Here is a 21,745-nt window from a genome sequence, read left to right on the forward strand (position 1 = left end):
GAATATAGGTTAAAATGATTTAATGAATTACTTTTGTCGTTATTATAATAGCTTTAAAACTCACTAAAAAGTAAACATATATTGATGACAAAGTTAAGTGTAAATATAAATAAAATAGCAACGCTACGAAACTCAAGAGGCGGAAATGTTCCAAATTTATTGAAAGTAGCGGAAGATATTCAAGAGTTTGGTGCAGAAGGTGTTACTATTCATCCTAGACCAGATGAACGCCATATACGTTATCAAGATGCTTATGATTTAAAACCCATTGTAACTACTGAGTATAATATCGAGGGAAATCCAATTAAAAAATTTATGGATTTGGTGCTAGCTATTAAGCCAACACAAGTAACTTTAGTGCCTGATGGTGATGATGTGCTTACATCAAACGCTGGTTGGAATACCCTTGTTCATCAGTCGTATTTGCAGGAAGTAATAACAGAGTTTAAAAATGCTGGAATTAGAACCTCTATATTTATTGATACTGATTTAGCCTTGATAGAGGCAGCAGCGAAAACAGGAGCTGATAGAATTGAATTATATACAGAGAACTTTGCTAGTGAGTTTGAAAAAGGTAACAAAGAAGCAATTAAACCCTATGCAGCAGCGGCAGTTTTGGCGCATGAATTAGGTTTAGGTATCAATGCAGGTCATGATTTAAATCTCGAAAATATTGAGTTTTTTAAACAAAACATTCCAAACTTAGCTGAGGTATCAATAGGGCATGCCTTAATCTCAGAGAGTATTTATTTGGGTATTCAAAACGTTGTTAATATGTATCTTCATCGATTAAAGTGATTATAAAGGGTGCGGCATAATTAAAAAATAATAAAGAAATAAGTATATGAAAGTGTTACATTCTAGAATTGTAGGTGAAGGGGAGCCCTTGTTAATTCTTCACGGATATTTTGGCATGGGTGATAATTGGAGGAGTCATGCTAATTCATTTGTTGATGACGGTTTTGAAGTGCATTTGATAGATTTACGAAATCATGGAAGAAGTTTTCATGCTGATGCTTTTAATTATGAATTAATGGTTGGTGATTTACATGAGTATATGAAGTATCATACAATTGAAAAAGCACATCTTTTAGGGCATTCTATGGGGGGTAAGGTAGCTATGTTATTTGCAACGAAGTATCCTGGATGGATACGTAAGTTGGTGATAGCCGATATTTCACCTAGAATGTACGCTCCACACCATCATGATATTTTGGCAGCATTGAACGCGGTTGATTTTACGGTACAGAACTCGAGGAAACTAGTAGATAAAAAGTTAGCTGAATGGATACCTGAAGTTGGAGTTAGGCAGTTTTTGTTAAAAAGTGTATATTGGAGAGAAAAGGGAATCTTAGATTTTAGGTTTAACTTAAAGTCTTTGACACAGAATAACAAAGAAGTAGGAGTAGCGCTACCTTCTTTAGCTGTTTTTAAAGGAGAAACCATATTTCTGTCAGGTGGGAAATCTGGATATATTACGGAAGAAGACAGGCCTTTAATGCAAAAACACTTCCCAAATTCTATACTAAGAACAGTGCAGAAAGCAGGGCACTGGTTGCATGCCGAAAAACCAGAAGAATTTTATGAAAAAGTAATACGCTTTATTACTGTTGATTTGTGATTAACGTTGCTTAATTATTTTCCTTTGTAAGAAGGAGGTATATGGTTTTAACCCCTACAGTAGTCAAGTGAAATACTAGTTTAGTATGGAGTTATTTCTGGTGCTTTTAGGTCGTGATAATTGTCTATAGATACAATTCGATTAGAGATATCGATGTTTTTTTAGGATTTTGTTAGTTTTAACTAAAAACGAGGCAGGAAATTAAAATTTCCCTACCCCGTTGACGGCCCCCTCTCCTCGCCGTCGGTGAAAATAAAAGGAATATCACTATCATTTTATTCAAGAGGGTCTCTGCTAATTTTATTAATGATGTTGGATATTTTTGAGTTGATCAATTTTTTTTCCAGATAGTAATCGTTGAAAACTGTTATAATCGCTTGAGCAACAGTTATGTTGTTTCTTTTTCCAGAATATACCTTTTGAATGGTTTCTAACGAGAAGCTATGACCATTTTGTGTTAAATATTCCTGAACTTTCTCTCTATACTTAGGAGGCTTAATTTTTTCTAATTCTTTTCGTTGCATTATTGTTATCATAAAAACTATACTTGTTTTTAGTAAAAGATAGCACTTTTAATTTATATTTGTACGTGTTTTGTACTTATGACACTACAAAAATACAAACAAATTTATAAATAAGAAAACAAAATTGAAATAATTTTAGAAAATAGTTATTTTTAATGAGCGATTATATCGACGAAACATATAAAAGAGTAGACCAAATAATTAAATATAACAACCTTAATATTAGGTCTTTTGAAGAAAGGATCGCTGTTTCTAATAATTCCATTGGTACTGCAATTAGAAGAAAAGCATCATTTAAAAGTAATGTATTAAACAAAATTCTAAATTCTTTCCCAGAAATAAATCCTACATGGCTGTTAACAGGAAAGGGAGAAATGTTCGAAGCTAATGAAATAAAACAGACCCTGAACGAACCTAACTCAAAATACCAAGCCATAAAATTAAGCAGTCAAATAAAAGCAAACCTTATAGAGTTGCTTTTAGATGACAATGAGGTTAAAACAGCTTTATCATTACAAATAGATAGGATAATAAAAAGTTAAAAGATTTAAAACATCTATCGCTAACCAATACATTCATCCTTTTAAATCATTGCTACCTTTTTTTAGTTGTTTAAATCGTAAGCGCCTGTAGATAAGGAGGAAATAGGTGGTGCCATTTCTAATGTTAATTTACCGACCATAACTGTTTATGATACATGCCGATCTATAGGTGATGCATTTTTAGTGCTGAATTTTCTCTATTACTTCATGGATATAAAACACGAACACTACCATAAGGAATTGATGGTGAGATTTTACCTAAGAATCGGTATAAAGTAAATCATCTGGCGAATTTCTAAAATGGCTTAAGGCATTATTTCTGGTATCATATATATACACACTATAAAAAATGTACTATCTGACAAAACAGCAGTTTTTTTAATTTGGTACAGTTGTAGATTATATGAATGCATCCTTTGTAAGAGGTGTTTTTAGAATTAAAAACAAAGAAGATGAAAATATTTTTAAAATTATTACTAACAGCCTTGGCTGTAATTATACTGGCGAACATATTACCTGGAGTCGCGGTTACAAATTACGTAACAGCAATTATAGTAGCGGTGACGATATCCTTACTAAATCTATTTGTAAGACCGTTACTCATTTTTTTTACGTTACCCGCCACAATTGTAACACTCGGGTTATTTTTGTTTGTTATCAATGCCGTAATAATACTACTTGCTGGGAAATTAGTAGCAGGATTTGCTGTTAGTGGATTTTTTACCGCACTTGTTTTTAGTGTGTTGTTGTCAATATTTAGAGGGGTTTTGTTGTCTCTACTAAAAGAAGATAAAAATTAAACATAAATAAAACACTTATATAAGTGTTTAACAATTAAAAAGATAAAACAAAAGAGGCCTATATTACTACTTCTACCTAAAAGTCTTGGTTCTCAATAAGAAAAGTAGTAATTTTGCCCCCGGTTTTAAAGAAACAGATTTTAAGATGAACATAACAAAAGAAAACGTAGATGCATTAAATGCAATTGTGAAAGTCGATATTGTTGCAGATGATTATAAAGAGAAAGTAACAAAAGTATTAAATGATTACCGTAAAACTGCCAATATTCCTGGATTTAGAAAAGGGCACGTACCAATGGGAATGGTGAAAAAGCAATATGGTAAAGCAGTAATGATTGATGAGGTAAATAAGCTTTTACAAGAGTCGTTAAATAAGTTCTTAGTAGAGGAGAAGTTAGATATTCTTGGGAATCCATTACCAAAAGTAAGTGAAAATTTTTCTTGGGATACTGAAAAATTATCTTTCGAATTTGAATTAGGATTAGCTCCAGAATTTGATGTAGACTTAAAGTCGAACAAAGTAAAGCAATATAATATTGTTGCTACTGATGAGTTAATCGACAAAGAACTTGAGAATATTCAGAACCGTTATGGGAAATTAATTACCTTAGAAGAAGCGGAAGAAGATGCCAGTATTACTGGAACTTTTAGCAACGAAGAAAAGGAAATCAATAAGAAATCAACCTTTTCTTTAAACGAATTGAAAGGAAAGAAAAACGAAAAGAAGTTACTAGGAGCCAAAGTAGGAGATGTGGTTGAACTAGATACAAAAAAACTTTTTGAAGACGATCACAAGCTACAAAATCTTTTAGGTCTTTCGCATGATGAGGCACAAGATTTAGAGGTGAAAGTTACTTTAACAATTGAAGAAGTTAATAAAACTGAAAAGGCAACCTTAGATCAAGAACTGTTTGATAAATTATTTACCGATGGTAGTGTTACAACGGTAACTGAATTGAAAGATAAGATCAAAGAAGATGCAGAAAAACAATTTCAACAACAAGCAGATCAACAATTGTTAAATGCAGTTACTGAATCATTGGTTGAAAATACGAAATTTGATTTACCAAGAGATTTTTTAGAAAAATGGTTGCAAACTGCGGGAGAGAAAGAATTAACAGCTGAAGAAGCAGCGGCAGAATACGAAAAATCTGAAAAAGGATTGCGTTATCAATTAATTGAGGGAAGAATCATGAAAGATAACGATATTCAGTTAGATTATAAAGAGTTAACGGAATACGCTAAAGGCTTTATCAAATCTCAAATGGCTCAATTTGGAAATTTGAATCCTGAAGAAAAAGAGTTAGACGAAATTGCCGGTAGAATCTTATCTAACGAAGAGGAAGCTCGTCGTTTGCAAGATCAATTAATGTCGCAAAAACTGATAGGCTTCTTTAAGGAAAACATGAAGTTTGATGTAAAAGAAGTTTCGTACGAAGACTTTATCAAAGAGGTTTACAAAGTAGACGGAAAGTAATAAAAATATTTTTAAGAAGAACCTGAACTATAGTTCAGGTTTTTTTTGCTACAAGGGCATCGATCATATTTATGTAATTGTTCTTATATTTACATCATAATTAAGAAATAACTTAAACAATGGATTACGGAAAAGAGTTTGAAAAATACGCAACGAAACATCATGGAATAAGTAGTACTTATTTTGGGGAAATAACCAGCAGTCTAACGCCATACATAATGGAAGAACGTCAATTAAATATCACGCAAATGGATGTTTTTTCACGTTTAATGATGGATAGAATTATATTTTTAGGTACTGGAATCAATGATCAAGTGGCGAATATAATTCAAGCGCAATTATTGTTTTTAGAGAGTGTAGACGCTAGTAAAGATATCTCAATATATATAAATTCACCAGGAGGTGGTGTATATGCCGGCTTAGGAATTTATGATACAATGCAGTTTATAAAACCTGATGTAGCTACTATATGTACTGGTATGGCAGCCTCTATGGGAGCCGTGTTAATGTGTGCTGGTGAAAAAGGAAAGAGATCGGCATTACCACATTCTCGTATTATGATTCACCAACCTTTAGGAGGTGCGCAAGGGCAAGCTTCTGATATGGAAATAACGGTAAAAGAGATAGGGAAGCTCAAAACAGAATTATATAATATTATTGCAAATCATTCTGGCCAGTCTTACGACAAGGTACATGAAGATTCTGATAGAGATTATTGGATGAAGGCAGAAGAAGCAAAAGCTTACGGAATGGTTGATGAAATTTTAAGTAGAAAATAAATTAACAACTGATGACTTACATCATTAGTTAAAAGTGGATAACATGTCGAAAGAAGAAAATTTGCAATGTTCATTTTGTGGGCGAAAAAAACCGGAAACCGATTTATTAATTGCTGGTTTAGATGCTCATATTTGTGACAAATGTATTGAACAAGCTTACGGAATTGTAGAGGAGGAAATTGCAGAGGCAAAAACAAGTAGTTTATCGAGTGATTTAACATTAAAGAAGCCGAAAGAAATAAAAGGTTTTTTAGATGATTATATTATTGGGCAAGATCAAACTAAAAAGGCAATGTCAGTAGCAGTGTACAATCATTACAAAAGATTGTTGCAAACGAAAGATGATGAAAATGAAGTAGAAATAGAAAAGTCAAACATAATTCTTGTAGGAGAAACAGGAACAGGTAAAACCTTAGTAGCGCGTACCATTGCAAAAATGTTAAATGTTCCTTTCTCTATAGTTGATGCAACGGTATTAACTCAGGCAGGTTATGTCGGTGAAGATGTTGAAAGTATTCTAAGTAGGTTATTACAGGCAGCTGATTACGATGTTGATAAAGCAGAAAGAGGGATCGTTTTTATTGATGAAATAGATAAAATCGCCCGTAAAGGAGACAATCCATCAATTACCAGAGATGTATCAGGAGAAGGTGTTCAACAAGCCTTGCTAAAACTACTAGAAGGAGCCGTAGTTAATGTAGCTCCTAAAGGTGGTAGAAAGCACCCAGAGCAAAAATTTATCGAGGTAAACACAAAAGATATTCTGTTTATCGCAGGAGGAGCTTTTTCAGGTATTGATCGAATCATTAGCAGGCGTTTGAATATGCAAGCAGTAGGCTACAGTGCATCGATTGATGAAGATAAAATTGACGAAAATAATTTGTTACAATATATCATCCCTTCAGATTTAAAAAACTTTGGGTTGATTCCTGAAATTATTGGTCGTTTACCTGTGCTAAGTTATATGAATCCATTAGATGCCAAAACATTAAGAGCTATTCTAACGGAGCCTAAGAATTCTATTATTAAACAATATGTGAAATTGTTTGCAATGGATGATGTTGAGTTTACAATGACAGAAGAGGCCTTGCAATTTATTGTAGGAAAAGCCGTAGAATACAAGTTAGGAGCGCGTGGATTACGTTCTTTATGTGAAGCGATTTTAACGGATGCTATGTTTGAGCTACCAAGTGGAGATGATAAGGAATTTGAGGTGGATAGAGATTATGCGGAAAGTAAGCTCACTAAAAATGCGTTGACTAAACTTAGAGCAGCTTCATAATGAAAATAACATATTAAGTAATTATAAAAAAGCCTCATTTTTGATTAAATGAGGCTTTTTTATATAAATACTACTAGTTACTTAATAGTATATAATACGATTTACAAATAAATATTTCGCATATCTATTATTTCTTTTGTAGCTATTTTTGCGTTATAAAACTTAACCATAGCTTGGCTATGCTAAAGTTTTATGCCTTAAACTAACTTAAAATAATTCAATACCTATACACGAAATATTTATCTATAAATCGTATAATACCAGTTATTGTTTGAATTTACGGTAAATTCAAATGGTACATGATAATTTTGGGTTAAACTATTTTTTCGATAGGCCCTTGTTATGATCGTTATTTTTGATGGTGTTAAGTTTACTGTAGGTTTTAATCCAGTTTGTCAATAGTGTATCATTTAAGTTATATTTGTATTGAACTTCTTCTTTTTTAGTTTGAAGGTAGGCTTCATTTAAAACAATGTTTTCGTATTCAGCAACTATCAATCGTTTAAAGTTTTCGTTGTAATTTTTAACTGCGTCTTCTTTATGTAAGATTTGTTTGTTCTTAATTTTACTCAAGTTCCCTTGGGAATCAATTACTTCAGAAGAAGTACTGATCATGCCATGTTTGTAGATTGTATGATCATCTTTGTACCAACCTTCACCATTTTTGTCGTACAGCTTTTGGTTGATATAAATATGTTTAATAGTGTTTTCACTAGCATCAAAATTCTCTAAAACATTGCAATTGTTTATGGTTAGCTCTGTTATGTTGTTGTTGTTACAATATAAATCTCTGAGTTGAGGTTTATTGCCAATAAGTAACTCTTTTATGTTATTATTATCACAGCTTACAGAGACTAAATGATCATTATTACGCAAGTCTAATTGTTCTATTTTGTTGTAGGCACAGTTTAAAAAGGTGATATTCCGATTTAAAGATAAGTCTATTTTGGTTATGTCATTCCCGTAACAATCGAGTCTTTTTAAGTTGATGAAATGCTCTATACCCGTTAAGTCTTTTATTTTGGAATAGACATTAGGTAAAAGTTTGTTGTTCAAGGGGTCGTTAATGTTAAGGTTTACCACATATTTAGCATCACTTACAAGGATGTTTCCATTAAGCCCATTGGAGTCAATGTTCAAATCAATTAGCGCCTCTTCAAGGCCAATATCAGGGATGGCAATTGTTTCTTGAGAAAAAATATTCGTTGTAAATAGTAGAATAACATAAAGAGTATTGGCTAGTTTCATAATTGGGGAGTTTATCCCAAATTTATATATTTATATGCACTTAGCCAATTAAAAACAAAGGAGAGGTATTTTAAAATAGAAGGATAATTAAATCTCGTATCTTTGCAAACTGTATTTTATACCATATGATAACCCAACAAACCATAGACAAAGTTTTTGAAGCAGCTCGCGTAGAAGAGGTAATAGGTGAGTTTGTTCAGCTTAAAAAAGCAGGAAGTAATTTTAAAGGATTGAGTCCGTTTACAGATGAAAAAACACCATCATTTGTAGTATCACCTGTAAAACAAATATGGAAAGATTTTAGTACTGGAAAAGGAGGGAATTCGATTTCATTTTTAATGGAACACGAACATTATACCTATCCAGAAGCCTTGCGCTGGCTAGCGAAAAAATACAATATTGAAATTGAAGAAACAGAGCAAACTGATCAGCAAAAGGAACAGATAAACGAAAGAGAAAGTATGTTTTTGGTCTCTAAGTTTGCTAAAGATTACTTTCATGATGTATTGATGAATACACAAAAAGGAAGAGCTATTGGTCTGTCTTATTTTAAAGAAAGAGGTTTTAGAGAAGATACTATTGAAAAGTTCGATTTAGGATATTGTAAAGATGAATGGGATAATTTTACAAAGGCGGCGTTAGCAAAAGGATACGATTTAAAGTATCTGAAAGGCACTGGGTTAACCATTGTAAAAGAAGGAACTGGTGAAGCTAAGAAATTTGATCGTTTTAAGGGGCGTGTCATGTTTCCTATTCACAGTATGTCTGGGAGGATTTTAGGATTCGGAGGACGGATTTTAACCAATGACAAAAAAGCCGCTAAATATTTAAACTCTCCAGAGAGTGAAATTTATTATAAAAGTAAAATTCTTTACGGTCTTTATCATGCTAAAAAGGAAATTGCCAAACAAGATAATTGCTTTTTAGTAGAAGGGTATACCGATGTTATATCATTTCATCAATCTGGAATAGAAAATGTAGTAGCCTCATCTGGTACGGCGTTAACACCTGATCAAATACGATTGATCAATAGATTAACGAAAAATATTACTGTTCTTTTTGACGGAGATGCAGCAGGTATAAGAGCATCTATTCGTGGTATAGATTTGATACTTGAACAAGGATTGAACGTAAAAGTGGTTTCTTTTCCGGAAGGAGAAGATCCAGATAGCTTTGCCAAAGCACATTCTAATGCCGAGCTAAAGAAATACTTAGAAGAAAAAGCACAAGATTTTATTGAGTTTAAAGTGTCATTGTTGATGCAAGATGCTCAGAATGATCCTATAAAGAAAGCAGGATTAATTCGTGATATTGTAACTAGTATTTCCAAAATACCTGACGGAATTCAACGTGAAGTATATGTTCAAGAATGTGCCAGAATTATGGATATCTCAGAACGGGTACTGTTCAGTGAATTAGCACAACTTATAAATAAGGGTACTGCCAGGAATAGGCAAAATACCGGGGCTACGAATTCTTCATCTGATAATTTGCATGGTAAAGAGCAACGATCGATGGAGTTGGTAAAAGGAAAGCTTACTGGAAAAACTAGCCCTAAGATAGATCAGCTAAGTATTCTTGAAAAAGAAATTTTAAGAATATTATTACTCTATGGAAATGAGATCGTCAATTTTGTAAATTGGGTAGACGTTTTTGATAAGCACGGACGGCCAATTTTAGAGAAAGAAGAGTATCAAAATACAGTGTCAAATGAATTGTATTTAAACCTTCAAGAAGATGAAATTGAGTTTACAAATGAATTATTTCGTCTTACCTATTATGAATTAGTGAATCAATTAAATCAAAGAGAAAAAATAGTCATAGATCAATTGGTGATGCATGAAAATACGGAGATTTCGAATTTAGTGACCAATATTTTAATGGATGAAGAGAAATATACATTGAGTAGCTGGGAGAGAAAAGAGGTATTCGTAACCGAAACGGTGAAAATATTACCCAAATTAGTAACGGATGCTATTTTAAATCTTCGACGTGTTTTAATAGAGAAAAAAATACAAGGTATTATGCATGATATGCAAACCAATCAAATTGTACCTGATTTAGAGGAAATTGGTAATTATACCGAGTTAAAAAAGCTATTATTTGAGAAACTCAACAGAGTGGTTTAGTTATTTACCTATCAAAAAAGGGTGATTTTCTCCTTACTGAAAAAATAAAGTGTTTTTATTTTTTTGTATTTTGCTCGACGTAAAAGAACAAGAAAATATTTGTGATGTTAAAATTACTCCAAATTTTTGAGCTAATTAGGTTGATCATATTGCTACCATTCAAAATTTCGAATGGCCAAAAGAAAAGGGCGTATAAGAGAATTAAACAACAGATGATATCTGTTAATTTACTTTAGCTCTTTTGGTATCTCGCAAACAGGAATCGCTATCATTTTATGCTGATTAATACCGTTAAGTCTGGTGTATATTTTATATACCTCAAGCGCTCTTCCAGAAAAATCAGTAATTACTTTTCCTTGGTGTTGCATGTCCATAGCCCATTCTAATTCATCATAAGAAGCACCTATTTGATCTTCGTCGGTTCGACTATCTCCGAACAGACCGTCAGTTGGTTGTGCCTGTTGTATAGATTCAGGAACGCTTAAGTATTTCGCTAGCATATATACTTCAGATTTAACCAAGTCAGCAATAGGGCTTAAATCAACACCTCCATCACCGTATTTAGTAAAAAAGCCTACTCCAAAATCTTCAACTTTATTACCCGTTCCAGCAACCAACAAACCGCGTAGTCCAGCAAAATAATACAAAGTAGTCATTCGTAGGCGAGCACGTGTGTTTGCTAAGGCTAAATCTAATTTTGGCGAAACTTCTGTTTCAGGAACGACTTGCTTAAAATTCTCAAAAGTACTGGTTAAGTTTACTTCAGCTTCACTTACATTATCAAAGCGTTCCTTCAATTGTTTTATATGTTCATTAGCTCTGTTAACTTGGCTTTTTGCCTGATGTATTGGCAGTTCAACACATAAAGTTGGTAAACCCGTTTCAGCACATAATGTAGAGGTTACTGCACTATCTATCCCCCCTGAAATTCCCACAACAAAACCGTTAACTTTTGCATTAACAGCGTAATCTTTTAACCATTTTATAATATGTTCAGCTACTTTAGGTGTATTCATTATGTCACTATTTATTAGGTATAACTTATTTATTTGATACTATGTTAACGTGGAAGTTTCGTTAGTACTTTTATGGTATAATACGATGGTTATTTGAAATTTTTTAATGAGTCAAACGAAATTAAAGGTAATTTCAAATTCCAGTCGGTATGATAAAACTATTTTAGTAATTTCGACGTTGTAAAATTTGAATGTAAATATACTAAAGTTAATGCAAAAAATTCCACTCCTTTTTTTAGTAGTCACCTTGTTTTTTTCATGTAAAAATCAAAAAGCAACGCAGATAGATGTATCTGATATCATGGTTGATGTAAATTTGGATAGATTTGATGTTGATTTTTATGATTCTAAAACTAAAAGTTTAGAACACTTAAAGGGGCAGTACCCACTGTTATTTCCTAAAAATGAACCTGATAGTATTTGGATACAGAAAAGGAAAGATCCAGATGAATTAGAGCTGTTTGAAGAAACCCAAAAGGTGTACTCAAATTTAGATGAATTGACATCAGAACTCACGTCTTTGTTTAAACACATAAAACACTATAACAGTCGTTATAAAAGCCCTCGAGTAATAACAATGCTCACCAATATAGATTATGATAGTCGAGTAATGTACGCTGATAGTTTGTTGTTTATTTCGTTAGATGCGTATTTAGGGCCTACACATCCGTTTTATGGAGATTATCCTGCTTATGTTAAGCAAAACAACAAAAAGGAACATATAGTGGTTGATGTGGCAAATGCGATTATAAACAAACAAATACAAGTAGGTACGCCTAGAACTTTTATTGATAAAATGATTGTTAGAGGTAAGAAATTATACCTGTTAGATTGCTATTTGCCAACGGTTGCGGATCGTGAAAAAATTGGATATTCAGAAAAAAAATACAATTGGGCACTAAGCAATGAAGAACCAATATGGAAGTATTTCATTGAAAAGAATTTGTTGTTTAGTACTGAGAAGAGTTTAGACAGAAGATTTTTAGATATAGCTCCTTTTTCTAAATTTTATATAGGAGAAGATAATTTAACTCCGGGAAGAATAGGAGAGTGGGTTGGTTGGCAAATAGTAAGATCATATATGAAAAATAATGACGTATCTTTGCACGACTTAATAAAAACGAACGAAGAAACAATTTTCAAGAAATCTAAATACAAACCAAGAAGATAATGAGTGTAGCACATAAATCGGAAATTACATTTACCGTTGAGTTGGATGAAAACAGAATTCCAGAAGAAATTTATTGGAATGCTGAAGATGGTGGCATCAAAAATGAAGCATCTAAAGCCATAATGCTATCTGTTTGGGATCATAAGAAAAAAGATACGTTACGTATGGATTTGTGGACCAAAGATATGCCTGTTGATGATATGAAACAATTTTTTCATCAAACACTTGTGTCAATGGCGAATACCTTTGAAAGAGCCACTGATGATGAAAAAATGAGTGCAACAATGCGTGACTTTTGTGATTATTTTGCAGAAAAATTAGAACTAATTAAGAAGTAATATATGTATAACTTTGAAATATCTATTATAACGACTATTGCATCATGTCAATTTTTTAGGTAAAACAAACATAAGCACAAACCATGATTGGATGATTTTATCTAAGAATTGGTATAAAAAATAAAAGCTATCATTTATGATAGCTTTTTTAATGCGTTTTAATCAAGTTCATAACATGATCATAATCTTCCGTACGATGTACAAAATCAAGATCAGAAATGTCTATAATTAGCACATTTAAATTCTGTTGCTGTGTTTTTATAAAGTTACTATAACCATCATGTATTTGTTGTAAGTAACCAGCTTCAATATTTTGTTCGTAATCACGGCCTCTCTTTTTTATATTTTGCAATAAACGATCTGTGTTTTGGTACAAATAAACATATAAATCAGGTTTTGTGATCTCTTTATACATTAAATCGAACATCTTTCTATAGATGATATACTCATCTTTTTGCAAGGTAATTTGAGCAAAAATGAGTGATTTAAAAATGTAGTAATCAGAAACTAAGAAGTTTTTAAACAGATCAAATTGTGCTAAATCATCGGAAAGTTGTTGATATCTATCTGCGAGAAAACTCATTTCTAACGGAAAAGCATATCGTTCTTTATCATGGTAGAATTTAGGTAAAAACGGATTATCTGCAAAACGCTCTAACACTATTTTTGCATTAAACTCATCTTCCATCATTTTTGTTAACGAAGTTTTTCCTGCACCGATATTTCCTTCAATGGCAATATAATTATACTTTTCAGTAATAGGAATCGGTCGAGATAAAGAGTCGTTGATAACGTTGAGTGTCGAATCATCATCACAGTTTTCTAAGCAAGTTGCTAGTTTAGTTTTTTCAATAGGATGAATGATATCACTGGCTATTTCTACCAAGGGAACTAAAGTAAATTTACGAGCTAACATCCTTGGGTGTGGAACGATTAAATCTTTTGAAAAGATAATTTCATCGTCAAACAGCATAATGTCAATATCAATAATTCTATCCACGTAATTTGCTGATTCATTTCTAACCCTCCCTAATTCCTTCTCAATCGATAGCAAGGAGCTAATAAGAGTTTCAGGCGGTAAATAGGTAGATACTTTTATACAAGTATTGAAAAAATTATGGCTGTTAAAGCCCCAAGAAGAAGTTTCATAAACGGAAGCAACTTTAAGTACGGAACCTACTTTAGAGGCAATTAAATTAATTGCATCTTGAAGGTTTTTTAACTTATTCCCTTGGTTCGTTCCTAGTGAAAGGTATGTGATTCGTTGTATTTTCATTTATAGAATGCAAAGAAAAATAAAACAGCGGCATTTTGAGCATAAAAGTCATTTTTTTTATTTTAAAAGTAGGGTATTTTATTTTTGAAATGTTCTATAATCGAATTTCTTAATAGAGTAAGGTTTTTGCAAGATCATAATTGGGGAATTATGATCTTAATTACACACAAAATCTCTTAACTAGAAAAGGCTACCAAATTGGTAGCCTTTTCACTTTTATATGGTAAAGAAGTTTTTAAGCTTCTTTTTTCTCTTGTCTAGGTTTTCTATCATCACGACGACTATCACGGCGATTATCTCTACCTTTATTATCGTTGTTTCTTGGTTTTGAAACATAACCTTCAGGTTTCGGTAACAATGCTTTTCTAGAAACTTTTTCCTTACGAGTTTTTGGATCTATTCCAAAATATTTGATATCTAAAACATCTCCTAAATTAACTACGTCAGTTACATTGTTGGTACGTTCCCAAGCCAATTCACTTACATGCAGTAAAACTTCATTACCAGGTGCTTCAATATACTCTACAACAGCACCGAAATCTAGTAATTTAACAACCTTAACTTCGTATACAGAACCTCTTTCAGGTTTAAACATCATAGATTCGATACGAGCAAGAACCTTGTCAATACCTTCTTGGTTGGTTCCTAAAATTTCAACAATACCTTCTTCGGTAACTGGATCTTCATTGATAACAATAGTAGTTTCAGTTTCTTTTTGAAGTTCTTGTATATGTTTTCCACCAGGTCCAATAAATGCCCCGATTAAATCATTAGGAATTACTCTATTCACCATTTTAGGTGCATGCGTTTTAACATCCATATTAGGCGTTGCAATGGTATCTGTCAACTTCTCTAATATATGTAAGCGGCCATCACGTGCTTGTTTCAACGCTTTTACTAATATTTCATATGATAAACCTTTGATCTTAATATCCATTTGGCAAGCGGTGATACCATCAGCAGTACCCGTTACTTTGAAGTCCATATCACCTAAGTGATCTTCATCTCCTAAAATATCAGATAATACAGCGAAACGGTCTCCATCAGAAATCAATCCCATGGCAATACCAGAAACAGGTTTTTTCAGTTGAACACCAGCATCCATTAGCGCCATAGTACCAGAACAAACCGTAGCCATAGAAGAAGAACCATTTGATTCTAATACTTCTGATACCACACGTAGTGTATATGGGCAATCTTCAGGAATCATTCCTTTTAACGCACGTTGCGCTAAGTTTCCATGACCAATTTCACGACGAGAAGTACCTCTTAATGGGCGCGCTTCTCCTGTTGAAAATGGAGGGAAGTTATAATGTAAATAAAAACGCTCTTCACCTTGAACCGTAGGAGAATCTATCATATTAGCATCTCTTGACGTTCCTAGAGTTACCGTAGCTAAGGCTTGTGTTTCTCCACGAGTAAAGATTGATGAACCATGTGTTCTTGGTAAATAATCTACCTCACACCAAATAGGTCTGATATCAGTAGTAGTACGTCCATCTAAACGTAATCCTTCACTTAAAACTAAATCTCTAACGGCTGCTTTATGCGCTTTAGCAAAATATTTACCTATTAGATCATCATACTCTTCTAATTCTTCTTCACTAAACATAGCGATAACTTCATCTTTTACCTCAGAGAAAGCTAAGCCTCTTTCTTGTTTTGAAGTTCCTTGTTTAGCAATATCGTAACACTTCTGGTAAGCAGCATCGTGTATTTTTACAGCGACTTCTTCATCTTCTCTTTCACCGTCATAGTCACGTACTTCTTTTTTACCAACAGCTTCTGCTAAGGCAACCTGAGCAGCACATTGTACTTTAATAGCTTCGTGAGCAAATTTAATAGCTTCAGCCATTTCTTCTTCAGAAACCTCGTCCATTTCTCCTTCTACCATAGCAACCGAATCAGCAGAAGCTCCAATCATCATGTCAATGTCGGCTTCTTTTAATTGTGCATAGCTTGGGTTAATGACAAAACTGCCATTAATTCTCGCAACACGCACTTCTGAAATGGCTGTTTCAAAAGGAATGTCTGATAATTGTAAGGCTGTTGAAGCAGCTAAACCAGCTAACGCATCAGGCATTACATTCTCATCATGAGACATTAATTGAATCATTATTTGGGTTTCTGCATGATAATCTTTTGGGAATAGCGGACGTAGAACACGGTCAACTAAACGCATTGTTAAAATTTCATCATTGCTAGGTCTTGCTTCTCGTTTCATAAACCCTCCTGGATAACGACCAGAGGCAGCAAATTTTTCTCTATAATCTACTGTTAACGGTAAAAAATCAATACCAGGACTTGCACTTCTTGCTGATACAACTGTAGCAAGCAACATAGTGTCTCCCATTCTAACAACAACGGAACCGTCTGCTTGTTTTGCTAATTTTCCGGTTTCTAATGTAATGGTTCTCCCATCTCCAAGTTCTATTACTTGGTTAAATACTTTTGGAATCATAAAATGTTTTTCTAAAATTCTTTAATTCGTTTTTGTGTTGTTGTGTTGTGTTTGTTGTTTCAATGGAAGTATAATAAATACTTTTTATATCTTATTGAATTAAGACGTAGTTAAAAGTAGTGAAATTTATTGAATTTAAAGCAATAAAAAAGAGGCAGGAAATTCCTGCCTCTTAAAAGGATTATTTTCTAATACCTAATTCTTTGATAATTGCACGATATCTGCTAATATCTTTCTTTTTTAAATAGTCTAATAAACTTCTACGTTTACCTACCATTTTAACCAATGAACGCTCGGTGTTATAATCTTTACGATTTGTTTTTAAGTGTCCAGTTAGATGGTTAATTCTAAATGTGAATAAAGCGATCTGTCCTTCTGCTGTTCCAGTGTCATTGTTCGCTTTTCCGTGTTTAGAAAAAATTTCTTGTTTTACTTCTTTTGTTAAATACATGCCAATATTATTTAAATGATTATTATGTATTCAATGTTTTTTACATTGAAGCTGCAAATATACAATGATTTTTTTTAAGGAAGCTTAGAACTGTAAAATAATATTTTTTTTGAAACGGATTAAACCTTTTTGAAAAACAACAGTCTTACTAAAAGGATCCAAAGGATAATACTATAGATACTAGCTACTACTACTATCAATATTGACAAAATTACCTTGGTTTTTCGATCGAGGTGATGTCTTTTGGGGCTAAAGAAAGCCAGCGTATTCGCTGGCTTTTGATTTTTAGGCATTGTTTCTTTTACTTCTTTTCCCATTTCCATAGAGAATATATGCAATGATCATGCTATTGGTGCCGTATCTTCAAATGGTAAATGGTAGTATAAAAAGTGACGTAGCCATTTGCTTACAGTGATGCTTGTTGTTTATATGGATTGGAATTTGATGTAACTTTTTTATTTCGCTTCACTGATTAAAAGGTTTCAAATAATCCTCGGCAGTATAACAGCGAAGTAGTAGAGGCCATATAACGTTAAAATTGCATCACTTGTAGATCGGCATCTGTCATTAACAAGTACGATCTATAAATTAACATCATAAATGATGTGATTTTACTAGAGCAGTATGTAAAACAACCTAGCTATATATTTATAGTGTATCACAAAAATTATCAAACCCATTTTCAATACAGCGGAGTCAAGATTTTATGGTAGTACATGCTTTCTAAGCCTAATATTTACAAAAAAAACAGGAAATAGTTAAAATTAGTTGAATACTGTTAAAGTTATTTAAAAAAATAAAAATAGCCCAAAAAAAATAAAACTTATTTGTAACTTACTGGTGCTAAGAGGGAAAAGGAGGAATGCTTTTGATGTTGCTATCGGAATTTTTCTTTTTTTTACGAAACAAGTTTATGAATAGTTACGGTTACCAGATATATGTTGGTCTGCGAAGCGTATAGTAAATATTGCTATTATGAAATTTTATTTTTTATAGAATAATAACACTTACGTGTTTGCAAAGTGGCTAACAACGTTGATTTCACGAAGGCTCCTTAGAGGTTCTAATTAGTGGTTGATTAACTTGGTTTCAGTATTGGTATAGAGGTGTTAAATTCCTGCCTAGATAGGTGTAGGGTTTAGTGAAAGTAATACGTAGGATCATCAATATAGTTTTTTGGTGGTGGTTTGGGGTTACGGAGGTTAAGGAGTTGTTTATCAGTTGGTATAGTACATGGCTGTTGGGGCTAGCTAAACGAATGATAACAACGAAAAAATAAGAGAAATATCACATAAAAAGGAATATAGAAAAAATTGTAGAAACACTATAAACTAATTAAAAATGAAAAAGATAAAAAGAATACTAGCAAGTTTTATTATTATAACCAGTTTATTATCATGTAGTTCAGGTGATGATAATAACCCTTCAGAAAATTGTGGTGATTTTATAAATCAGGAAGCTAAAGGAACCGTAAAAGGCTTTGATTTTACCAACCAAGGAGGTGTCTATACCTTACTGTCAAATGGAGAATACCATTGTGCTATTCGAACAAAACAAGCAACTGGGGGCTCTTGTCTTTTTCCTGAACTTGATCCCTTTAGCGAAGAGCTTCGAGAAGTTAAAATTTTGTTTGGGTTAAAGGAACTAAAGCCACAAACCATTACTTTTTCAGACATCGCTGACGCTGGAGGAACTATAGAGAATACCTTAAATTTTAATGCCATTCATTATGATAGTAGCGCAAATAGCAATTATACAGATGCAGAATTAGCTACCTGCGGGACATTGGAAATAACAGAATTTAATAATGATACAATTAGCGGCAGAATTATTGCAACAGGGCAAAAAGGAAGCACTATCAATGGGAATTTCACCTTAGAATTATGCGATTTTTAACAATGATTATGATACCATATTATGAAAAGTAAAACCATTTGTTCACTTGTTTTTTTAGGGTTGTGGCTAGGCGAGGTGTCCTCCGTTTATGCACAAACCATTAAGGTAAAAAAAGGAAAAGTACTGTATAATAAACAACCAGTAGCTTTAATTTCTGAACCCTATCAAGATCATTATCTATTGTCAACACTTGCAGGAGAAGGAAAGCTAGAAGTTAGTTTAAAAGGTACCTCTAACGGTACGCAAGAAATATATCACTTTTTAGAGGTGAAGTTGCCAGACGGAAGTCAAAAGGCACAATTAGAATATGAAGTGTTGATAACCTCCTTTAAGGTAAGCCGTATAATTTCTCATTTATTGGCTGTAAAATATAACGTGTTAACAGAAAAAGGGATCAAAGAAGAAGCCATAGCCAAACTTTTTAAAGAAAATCAAGAAGATTTGCAAGGAAAATACCAAGCAATAGTAGTAAAATCCAAGCAACAAGACACAGAGAATGCCCAACGAGAAATACAAATACGAAATCAATATTACCCACAAGTACAAAGCAATAAAACGATCACGTTTACGCAAAGGGGTAAAATGCGTATCGTAGGGCAGGTTCGAGTATACCCTATTTCAAGACTCGAAGCAAAAATACAGGTGGTAGATTTAGATGGTAATGAAGTAGCTCTATTAAATACGACCCATGCAAAGATAGCCTCGAAAAACTATCCAGTACAAACATGGGATGGGAATAATTTTGAGTTTTCAGCGAAACGCTATTATAGCAAAGACAATTATGCTTTTTTTCAAGAACTCATTATTAGCCTACTACTCAAAGGATATAAATTAGAACATCAAATAGCTATAAAACAAAACAAACTGTATAAGGCAAAGGTGACATTGGCAAAAGAAAATAGTATAAATATATACAAGCAATCAGGCTATGTAATCGATAAATCGGGACAAAAATACCTAGGAGACATTACCGTGCTATTTGAAAAATTAGATATTCATCAAACAGGTAATAATTTTCCAGTATACGGACCAGATAGTTACGGACAAAAAGTATATGTATACTACAAAAATGCAAAAGGAAGACCGCGACAAAAAAGCTTTGATGCAAAAAACAATAATTATTTCTGTGTGGATAGCTCTAAAAAAGAAAAGTGCTTCTACGGTATAAGAACCAAAGGAGAAATGGGAAAAAAAATGCAAAACATAGGTTCTTTTAAGTTTAACAACGCTTACTATTATCAATTAGTAAAAGAAAAGAAAAACATCATGTTGTTACAAGACCCAGTAGAGAAAGAAAAGTATGTTATAAAAATTGATCATGCCAAAAAAGGTCAAATGTTAGACGAACGATCGGAAGAAAAATTAGCGGAGAAATTGGCAGTATACTTACAAGAATGTCTTGAACTTTCTAAAGAAATTCAAAAAGGCGCATTCGACGTGAAAAAAGAGAATAATTTAATTCAAATTGTAGATGAATATGCTGCATGTAAGTAAAAATTGCAGAAAATAAGAAAGTAAAAAAGAAAAAATAGTTATGGCTACATTAATTGAAAACAACCAATACCAGGAACTTACGAGTTCACAAGAAGGCAAAAATGTAATGCCTTTATTACAACCCAAATCACATTTTTTCGTGGAAGATGCCAATTTTACTCAAACAGAAAATCAGCGTTTTTGGAGTTATTTCTGAAAGTGAGTTTAGAACCACAAGTACCATATCGTTCACTGGTGAAAAAACAGTATACGCTATATGCAAAGAAACCGTTTTTGTACAACCACAAAAAGAGCCCCCGCTCCCGCTAGTCTGCGACTAGTGGCATCAAAGTAGCTCAGGGTTAGTTAGGTTTAGCATTTAGAGGATATAAGATAAAGTATAAACAATAAAATAAAAGATTAACAAAAAGAGATGGATTAAGAAAACAGAAATGAGTAGAAACTATAAATTTCATAACAGTTCGGGATTGTATTTTGTGAGTTTTGCCACAGTATATTGGATAGATGTTTTTGTTAGGGAAGCGTATTATACCATTCTTTCAGAGAGTGTTTCTTATTGCAGAGCAAACAAACAAATGGAAGTATATGCCTATTGTTTTATGCCTAGTCATATTCATTTTATTTTTCGATCAGGGATTGATAATCCGTCGGGATTGCTAAGAGATTTTAAAAAGTTTACAGCAAAAAAAGTAATAGAGGCTATAGAAGAAAACCCTCAAGAAAGCAGAAAAGAATGGATGCTTTGGATGTTTGAAAAAGCAGGTAAGAAGAATGCAACAGTAACCAATAGACAATTTTGGCAACAACATAATAAACCAATAGAATTATGGAGAAATGAAGTAATACAACAAAAGATAGATTATATACATAATAATCCAGTATCGAGTGGTTTTGTAACCAACCCCGTAGATTGGAAATATAGTAGTGCTAGAAATTATGCGGAAGATCAAACAGTATTGGAAATAGATAATGATGGACTTTTATATGGACTTATTAATCAAGTACGCCACTAGTCACAGACTAGCGGTAGCGGGGGGCGGTGGTATTTAGACCCATAATTATGGAGAAAAACAACATCATAGCTTTGGAGGATCTTGATCCTGAAAAGAGCCTATTTGAGCAATTAGGAACATTAATTGATTTTGATGGAGAGGATACGAAACCGAGAGGTATTCGTCAATCTATGATTACCCTACCTAGCTAATGAACAGATAAATAACGTATCATTATTATAAAACTA

The 21,745-nt window shown here is 32.9% G+C and carries 22 protein-coding genes; 15 read left to right on the forward strand and 7 right to left on the reverse strand.

What is annotated here, in order from left to right:
* Window positions 1–84: 84 nt before the first annotated feature.
* A complete protein-coding gene (locus AC2TDS_RS15075) occupies window positions 85–798 on the forward strand; it encodes a pyridoxine 5'-phosphate synthase (protein ID WP_484736405.1) in 714 nt (237 codons plus the stop codon).
* 46 nt (window positions 799–844) lie between these two features.
* Window positions 845–1,621, forward strand: coding sequence for an alpha/beta fold hydrolase (locus tag AC2TDS_RS15080; RefSeq protein ID WP_484736406.1), 777 nt, complete (start codon window positions 845–847; stop codon window positions 1,619–1,621).
* A 275-nt stretch (window positions 1,622–1,896) separates the two neighbouring features.
* Here AC2TDS_RS15080 and AC2TDS_RS15085 read toward each other — a convergent pair whose 3' ends face one another.
* The gene (locus tag AC2TDS_RS15085; RefSeq protein ID WP_484736407.1) at window positions 1,897–2,157 is read right to left on the reverse strand and encodes a hypothetical protein; all 261 of its coding nucleotides are present in this window, start codon (window positions 2,155–2,157) and stop codon (window positions 1,897–1,899) included.
* A 143-nt stretch (window positions 2,158–2,300) separates the two neighbouring features.
* On the opposite strand from AC2TDS_RS15085, the gene AC2TDS_RS15090 reads away from it, so the two are divergent.
* The 5 genes from AC2TDS_RS15090 (at window position 2,301) to clpX (ending at window position 7,025) form a co-directional block, all read left to right on the forward strand.
* The gene (locus tag AC2TDS_RS15090; protein ID WP_484736408.1) at window positions 2,301–2,687 is read left to right on the forward strand and encodes a hypothetical protein; all 387 of its coding nucleotides are present in this window, start codon (window positions 2,301–2,303) and stop codon (window positions 2,685–2,687) included.
* A 452-nt stretch (window positions 2,688–3,139) separates the two neighbouring features.
* A complete protein-coding gene (locus AC2TDS_RS15095) occupies window positions 3,140–3,487 on the forward strand; it encodes a phage holin family protein (RefSeq protein WP_484736409.1) in 348 nt (115 codons plus the stop codon).
* Window positions 3,488–3,632: 145 nt separating this feature from the next.
* On the forward strand, window positions 3,633–4,964 hold the full coding sequence (tig, locus tag AC2TDS_RS15100) for a trigger factor (RefSeq protein WP_484736410.1): 1,332 nt from the start codon (window positions 3,633–3,635) through the stop codon (window positions 4,962–4,964).
* Window positions 4,965–5,083: 119 nt separating this feature from the next.
* A complete protein-coding gene (gene clpP, locus AC2TDS_RS15105; RefSeq protein ID WP_484736411.1) occupies window positions 5,084–5,743 on the forward strand; it encodes an ATP-dependent Clp endopeptidase proteolytic subunit ClpP in 660 nt (219 codons plus the stop codon).
* A gap of 43 nt (window positions 5,744–5,786) precedes the next feature.
* Window positions 5,787–7,025 carry an ATP-dependent Clp protease ATP-binding subunit ClpX gene (gene clpX, locus AC2TDS_RS15110; RefSeq protein WP_484736412.1) on the forward strand — a complete coding sequence of 413 codons (1,239 nt, stop codon included), beginning with the start codon at window positions 5,787–5,789 and terminating at the stop codon, window positions 7,023–7,025.
* 318 nt (window positions 7,026–7,343) lie between these two features.
* Here the strand turns inward: clpX and AC2TDS_RS15115 are convergent, their stop codons facing one another.
* Complete coding sequence (locus AC2TDS_RS15115; protein ID WP_484736413.1) at window positions 7,344–8,273, reverse strand: leucine-rich repeat domain-containing protein; 930 nt, start codon at window positions 8,271–8,273, stop codon at window positions 7,344–7,346.
* A gap of 125 nt (window positions 8,274–8,398) precedes the next feature.
* Here AC2TDS_RS15115 and dnaG point away from each other — a divergent pair, with 125 nt between their 5' ends.
* The gene (dnaG, locus tag AC2TDS_RS15120; protein ID WP_484736414.1) at window positions 8,399–10,402 is read left to right on the forward strand and encodes a DNA primase; all 2,004 of its coding nucleotides are present in this window, start codon (window positions 8,399–8,401) and stop codon (window positions 10,400–10,402) included.
* Between the two features lie 227 nt (window positions 10,403–10,629).
* Here dnaG and nadE read toward each other — a convergent pair whose 3' ends face one another.
* Entirely contained in the window at window positions 10,630–11,418 is a 789-nt protein-coding gene (gene nadE / locus AC2TDS_RS15125) for an NAD(+) synthase (RefSeq protein WP_484736415.1), read from the reverse strand.
* Window positions 11,419–11,629: 211 nt separating this feature from the next.
* On the opposite strand from nadE, the gene gldB reads away from it, so the two are divergent.
* Complete coding sequence (gene gldB / locus AC2TDS_RS15130) at window positions 11,630–12,589, forward strand: gliding motility lipoprotein GldB (RefSeq protein ID WP_484736416.1); 960 nt, start codon at window positions 11,630–11,632, stop codon at window positions 12,587–12,589.
* Complete coding sequence (gene gldC, locus AC2TDS_RS15135; protein WP_484736417.1) at window positions 12,589–12,927, forward strand: gliding motility protein GldC; 339 nt, start codon at window positions 12,589–12,591, stop codon at window positions 12,925–12,927. The genes gldB and gldC overlap by 1 nt, the downstream gene beginning before the upstream one ends.
* Window positions 12,928–13,075: 148 nt before the next feature.
* On the opposite strand, the gene folK is transcribed toward gldC, so the two are convergent.
* The 4 genes from folK to AC2TDS_RS15155 form a co-directional block, all read right to left on the reverse strand.
* Window positions 13,076–14,203 (reverse strand): 2-amino-4-hydroxy-6-hydroxymethyldihydropteridine diphosphokinase, encoded by a 1,128-nt coding sequence (folK, locus tag AC2TDS_RS15140; protein ID WP_484736418.1) that lies wholly within the window; start codon window positions 14,201–14,203, stop codon window positions 13,076–13,078.
* Window positions 14,204–14,438: 235 nt separating this feature from the next.
* Window positions 14,439–16,664 carry a polyribonucleotide nucleotidyltransferase gene (locus AC2TDS_RS15145; protein ID WP_484736419.1) on the reverse strand — a complete coding sequence of 742 codons (2,226 nt, stop codon included), beginning with the start codon at window positions 16,662–16,664 and terminating at the stop codon, window positions 14,439–14,441.
* Window positions 16,665–16,845: 181 nt separating this feature from the next.
* Window positions 16,846–17,115, reverse strand: a complete 270-nt coding sequence (gene rpsO / locus AC2TDS_RS15150) for a 30S ribosomal protein S15 (RefSeq protein WP_484736420.1) — start codon at window positions 17,113–17,115, stop codon at window positions 16,846–16,848.
* A 119-nt stretch (window positions 17,116–17,234) separates the two neighbouring features.
* Window positions 17,235–17,432 carry a hypothetical protein gene (locus AC2TDS_RS15155; RefSeq protein WP_484736421.1) on the reverse strand — a complete coding sequence of 66 codons (198 nt, stop codon included), beginning with the start codon at window positions 17,430–17,432 and terminating at the stop codon, window positions 17,235–17,237.
* A gap of 1,024 nt (window positions 17,433–18,456) precedes the next feature.
* Between AC2TDS_RS15155 and AC2TDS_RS15160 the strand changes: the two genes are divergently transcribed.
* The 5 genes from AC2TDS_RS15160 to AC2TDS_RS15180 all read left to right on the forward strand — a co-directional run bounded on the left by AC2TDS_RS15160 (window position 18,457) and on the right by AC2TDS_RS15180 (window position 21,709).
* On the forward strand, window positions 18,457–19,011 hold the full coding sequence (locus AC2TDS_RS15160; protein WP_484736422.1) for a hypothetical protein: 555 nt from the start codon (window positions 18,457–18,459) through the stop codon (window positions 19,009–19,011).
* Between the two features lie 21 nt (window positions 19,012–19,032).
* Window positions 19,033–20,505 carry a hypothetical protein gene (locus tag AC2TDS_RS15165; RefSeq protein ID WP_484736423.1) on the forward strand — a complete coding sequence of 491 codons (1,473 nt, stop codon included), beginning with the start codon at window positions 19,033–19,035 and terminating at the stop codon, window positions 20,503–20,505.
* Window positions 20,506–20,545: 40 nt separating this feature from the next.
* On the forward strand, window positions 20,546–20,701 hold the full coding sequence (locus tag AC2TDS_RS15170) for a hypothetical protein (RefSeq protein WP_484736424.1): 156 nt from the start codon (window positions 20,546–20,548) through the stop codon (window positions 20,699–20,701).
* Between the two features lie 235 nt (window positions 20,702–20,936).
* A complete protein-coding gene (locus AC2TDS_RS15175) occupies window positions 20,937–21,518 on the forward strand; it encodes an REP-associated tyrosine transposase (protein WP_484736425.1) in 582 nt (193 codons plus the stop codon).
* A gap of 47 nt (window positions 21,519–21,565) precedes the next feature.
* On the forward strand, window positions 21,566–21,709 hold the full coding sequence (locus tag AC2TDS_RS15180; RefSeq protein ID WP_484736426.1) for a hypothetical protein: 144 nt from the start codon (window positions 21,566–21,568) through the stop codon (window positions 21,707–21,709).
* The last annotated feature ends 36 nt before the right edge of the window (window positions 21,710–21,745 follow it).

The organism is Tenacibaculum profundicola (genome assembly GCF_057220795.1).

What these genes read in the sequence shown, in the direction of transcription:
- clpX (WP_484736412.1), top strand. Translation starts at nt 5,787, where the DNA reads ATGTCGAAAGAAGAAAATTTGCAATGTTCATTTTGTGGGCGAAAAAAA.
- AC2TDS_RS15090 (WP_484736408.1), top strand. Translation starts at nt 2,301, where the DNA reads ATGAGCGATTATATCGACGAAACATATAAAAGAGTAGACCAAATAATT.
- AC2TDS_RS15160 (WP_484736422.1), top strand. Translation starts at nt 18,457, where the DNA reads ATGAAAAAGATAAAAAGAATACTAGCAAGTTTTATTATTATAACCAGT.
- nadE (WP_484736415.1), bottom strand. Translation starts at nt 11,418, where the DNA reads ATGAATACACCTAAAGTAGCTGAACATATTATAAAATGGTTAAAAGAT.
- AC2TDS_RS15115 (WP_484736413.1), bottom strand. Translation starts at nt 8,273, where the DNA reads ATGAAACTAGCCAATACTCTTTATGTTATTCTACTATTTACAACGAAT.
- AC2TDS_RS15165 (WP_484736423.1), top strand. Translation starts at nt 19,033, where the DNA reads ATGAAAAGTAAAACCATTTGTTCACTTGTTTTTTTAGGGTTGTGGCTA.
- AC2TDS_RS15170 (WP_484736424.1), top strand. Translation starts at nt 20,546, where the DNA reads ATGGCTACATTAATTGAAAACAACCAATACCAGGAACTTACGAGTTCA.
- AC2TDS_RS15085 (WP_484736407.1), bottom strand. Translation starts at nt 2,157, where the DNA reads ATGATAACAATAATGCAACGAAAAGAATTAGAAAAAATTAAGCCTCCT.
- AC2TDS_RS15145 (WP_484736419.1), bottom strand. Translation starts at nt 16,664, where the DNA reads ATGATTCCAAAAGTATTTAACCAAGTAATAGAACTTGGAGATGGGAGA.
- AC2TDS_RS15180 (WP_484736426.1), top strand. Translation starts at nt 21,566, where the DNA reads ATGGAGAAAAACAACATCATAGCTTTGGAGGATCTTGATCCTGAAAAG.
- gldC (WP_484736417.1), top strand. Translation starts at nt 12,589, where the DNA reads ATGAGTGTAGCACATAAATCGGAAATTACATTTACCGTTGAGTTGGAT.
- clpP (WP_484736411.1), top strand. Translation starts at nt 5,084, where the DNA reads ATGGATTACGGAAAAGAGTTTGAAAAATACGCAACGAAACATCATGGA.
- dnaG (WP_484736414.1), top strand. Translation starts at nt 8,399, where the DNA reads ATGATAACCCAACAAACCATAGACAAAGTTTTTGAAGCAGCTCGCGTA.
- AC2TDS_RS15095 (WP_484736409.1), top strand. Translation starts at nt 3,140, where the DNA reads ATGAAAATATTTTTAAAATTATTACTAACAGCCTTGGCTGTAATTATA.
- AC2TDS_RS15155 (WP_484736421.1), bottom strand. Translation starts at nt 17,432, where the DNA reads ATGGGAAAAGAAGTAAAAGAAACAATGCCTAAAAATCAAAAGCCAGCG.
- gldB (WP_484736416.1), top strand. Translation starts at nt 11,630, where the DNA reads ATGCAAAAAATTCCACTCCTTTTTTTAGTAGTCACCTTGTTTTTTTCA.
- AC2TDS_RS15175 (WP_484736425.1), top strand. Translation starts at nt 20,937, where the DNA reads ATGAGTAGAAACTATAAATTTCATAACAGTTCGGGATTGTATTTTGTG.
- folK (WP_484736418.1), bottom strand. Translation starts at nt 14,203, where the DNA reads ATGAAAATACAACGAATCACATACCTTTCACTAGGAACGAACCAAGGG.
- AC2TDS_RS15075 (WP_484736405.1), top strand. Translation starts at nt 85, where the DNA reads ATGACAAAGTTAAGTGTAAATATAAATAAAATAGCAACGCTACGAAAC.
- tig (WP_484736410.1), top strand. Translation starts at nt 3,633, where the DNA reads ATGAACATAACAAAAGAAAACGTAGATGCATTAAATGCAATTGTGAAA.
- rpsO (WP_484736420.1), bottom strand. Translation starts at nt 17,115, where the DNA reads ATGTATTTAACAAAAGAAGTAAAACAAGAAATTTTTTCTAAACACGGA.
- AC2TDS_RS15080 (WP_484736406.1), top strand. Translation starts at nt 845, where the DNA reads ATGAAAGTGTTACATTCTAGAATTGTAGGTGAAGGGGAGCCCTTGTTA.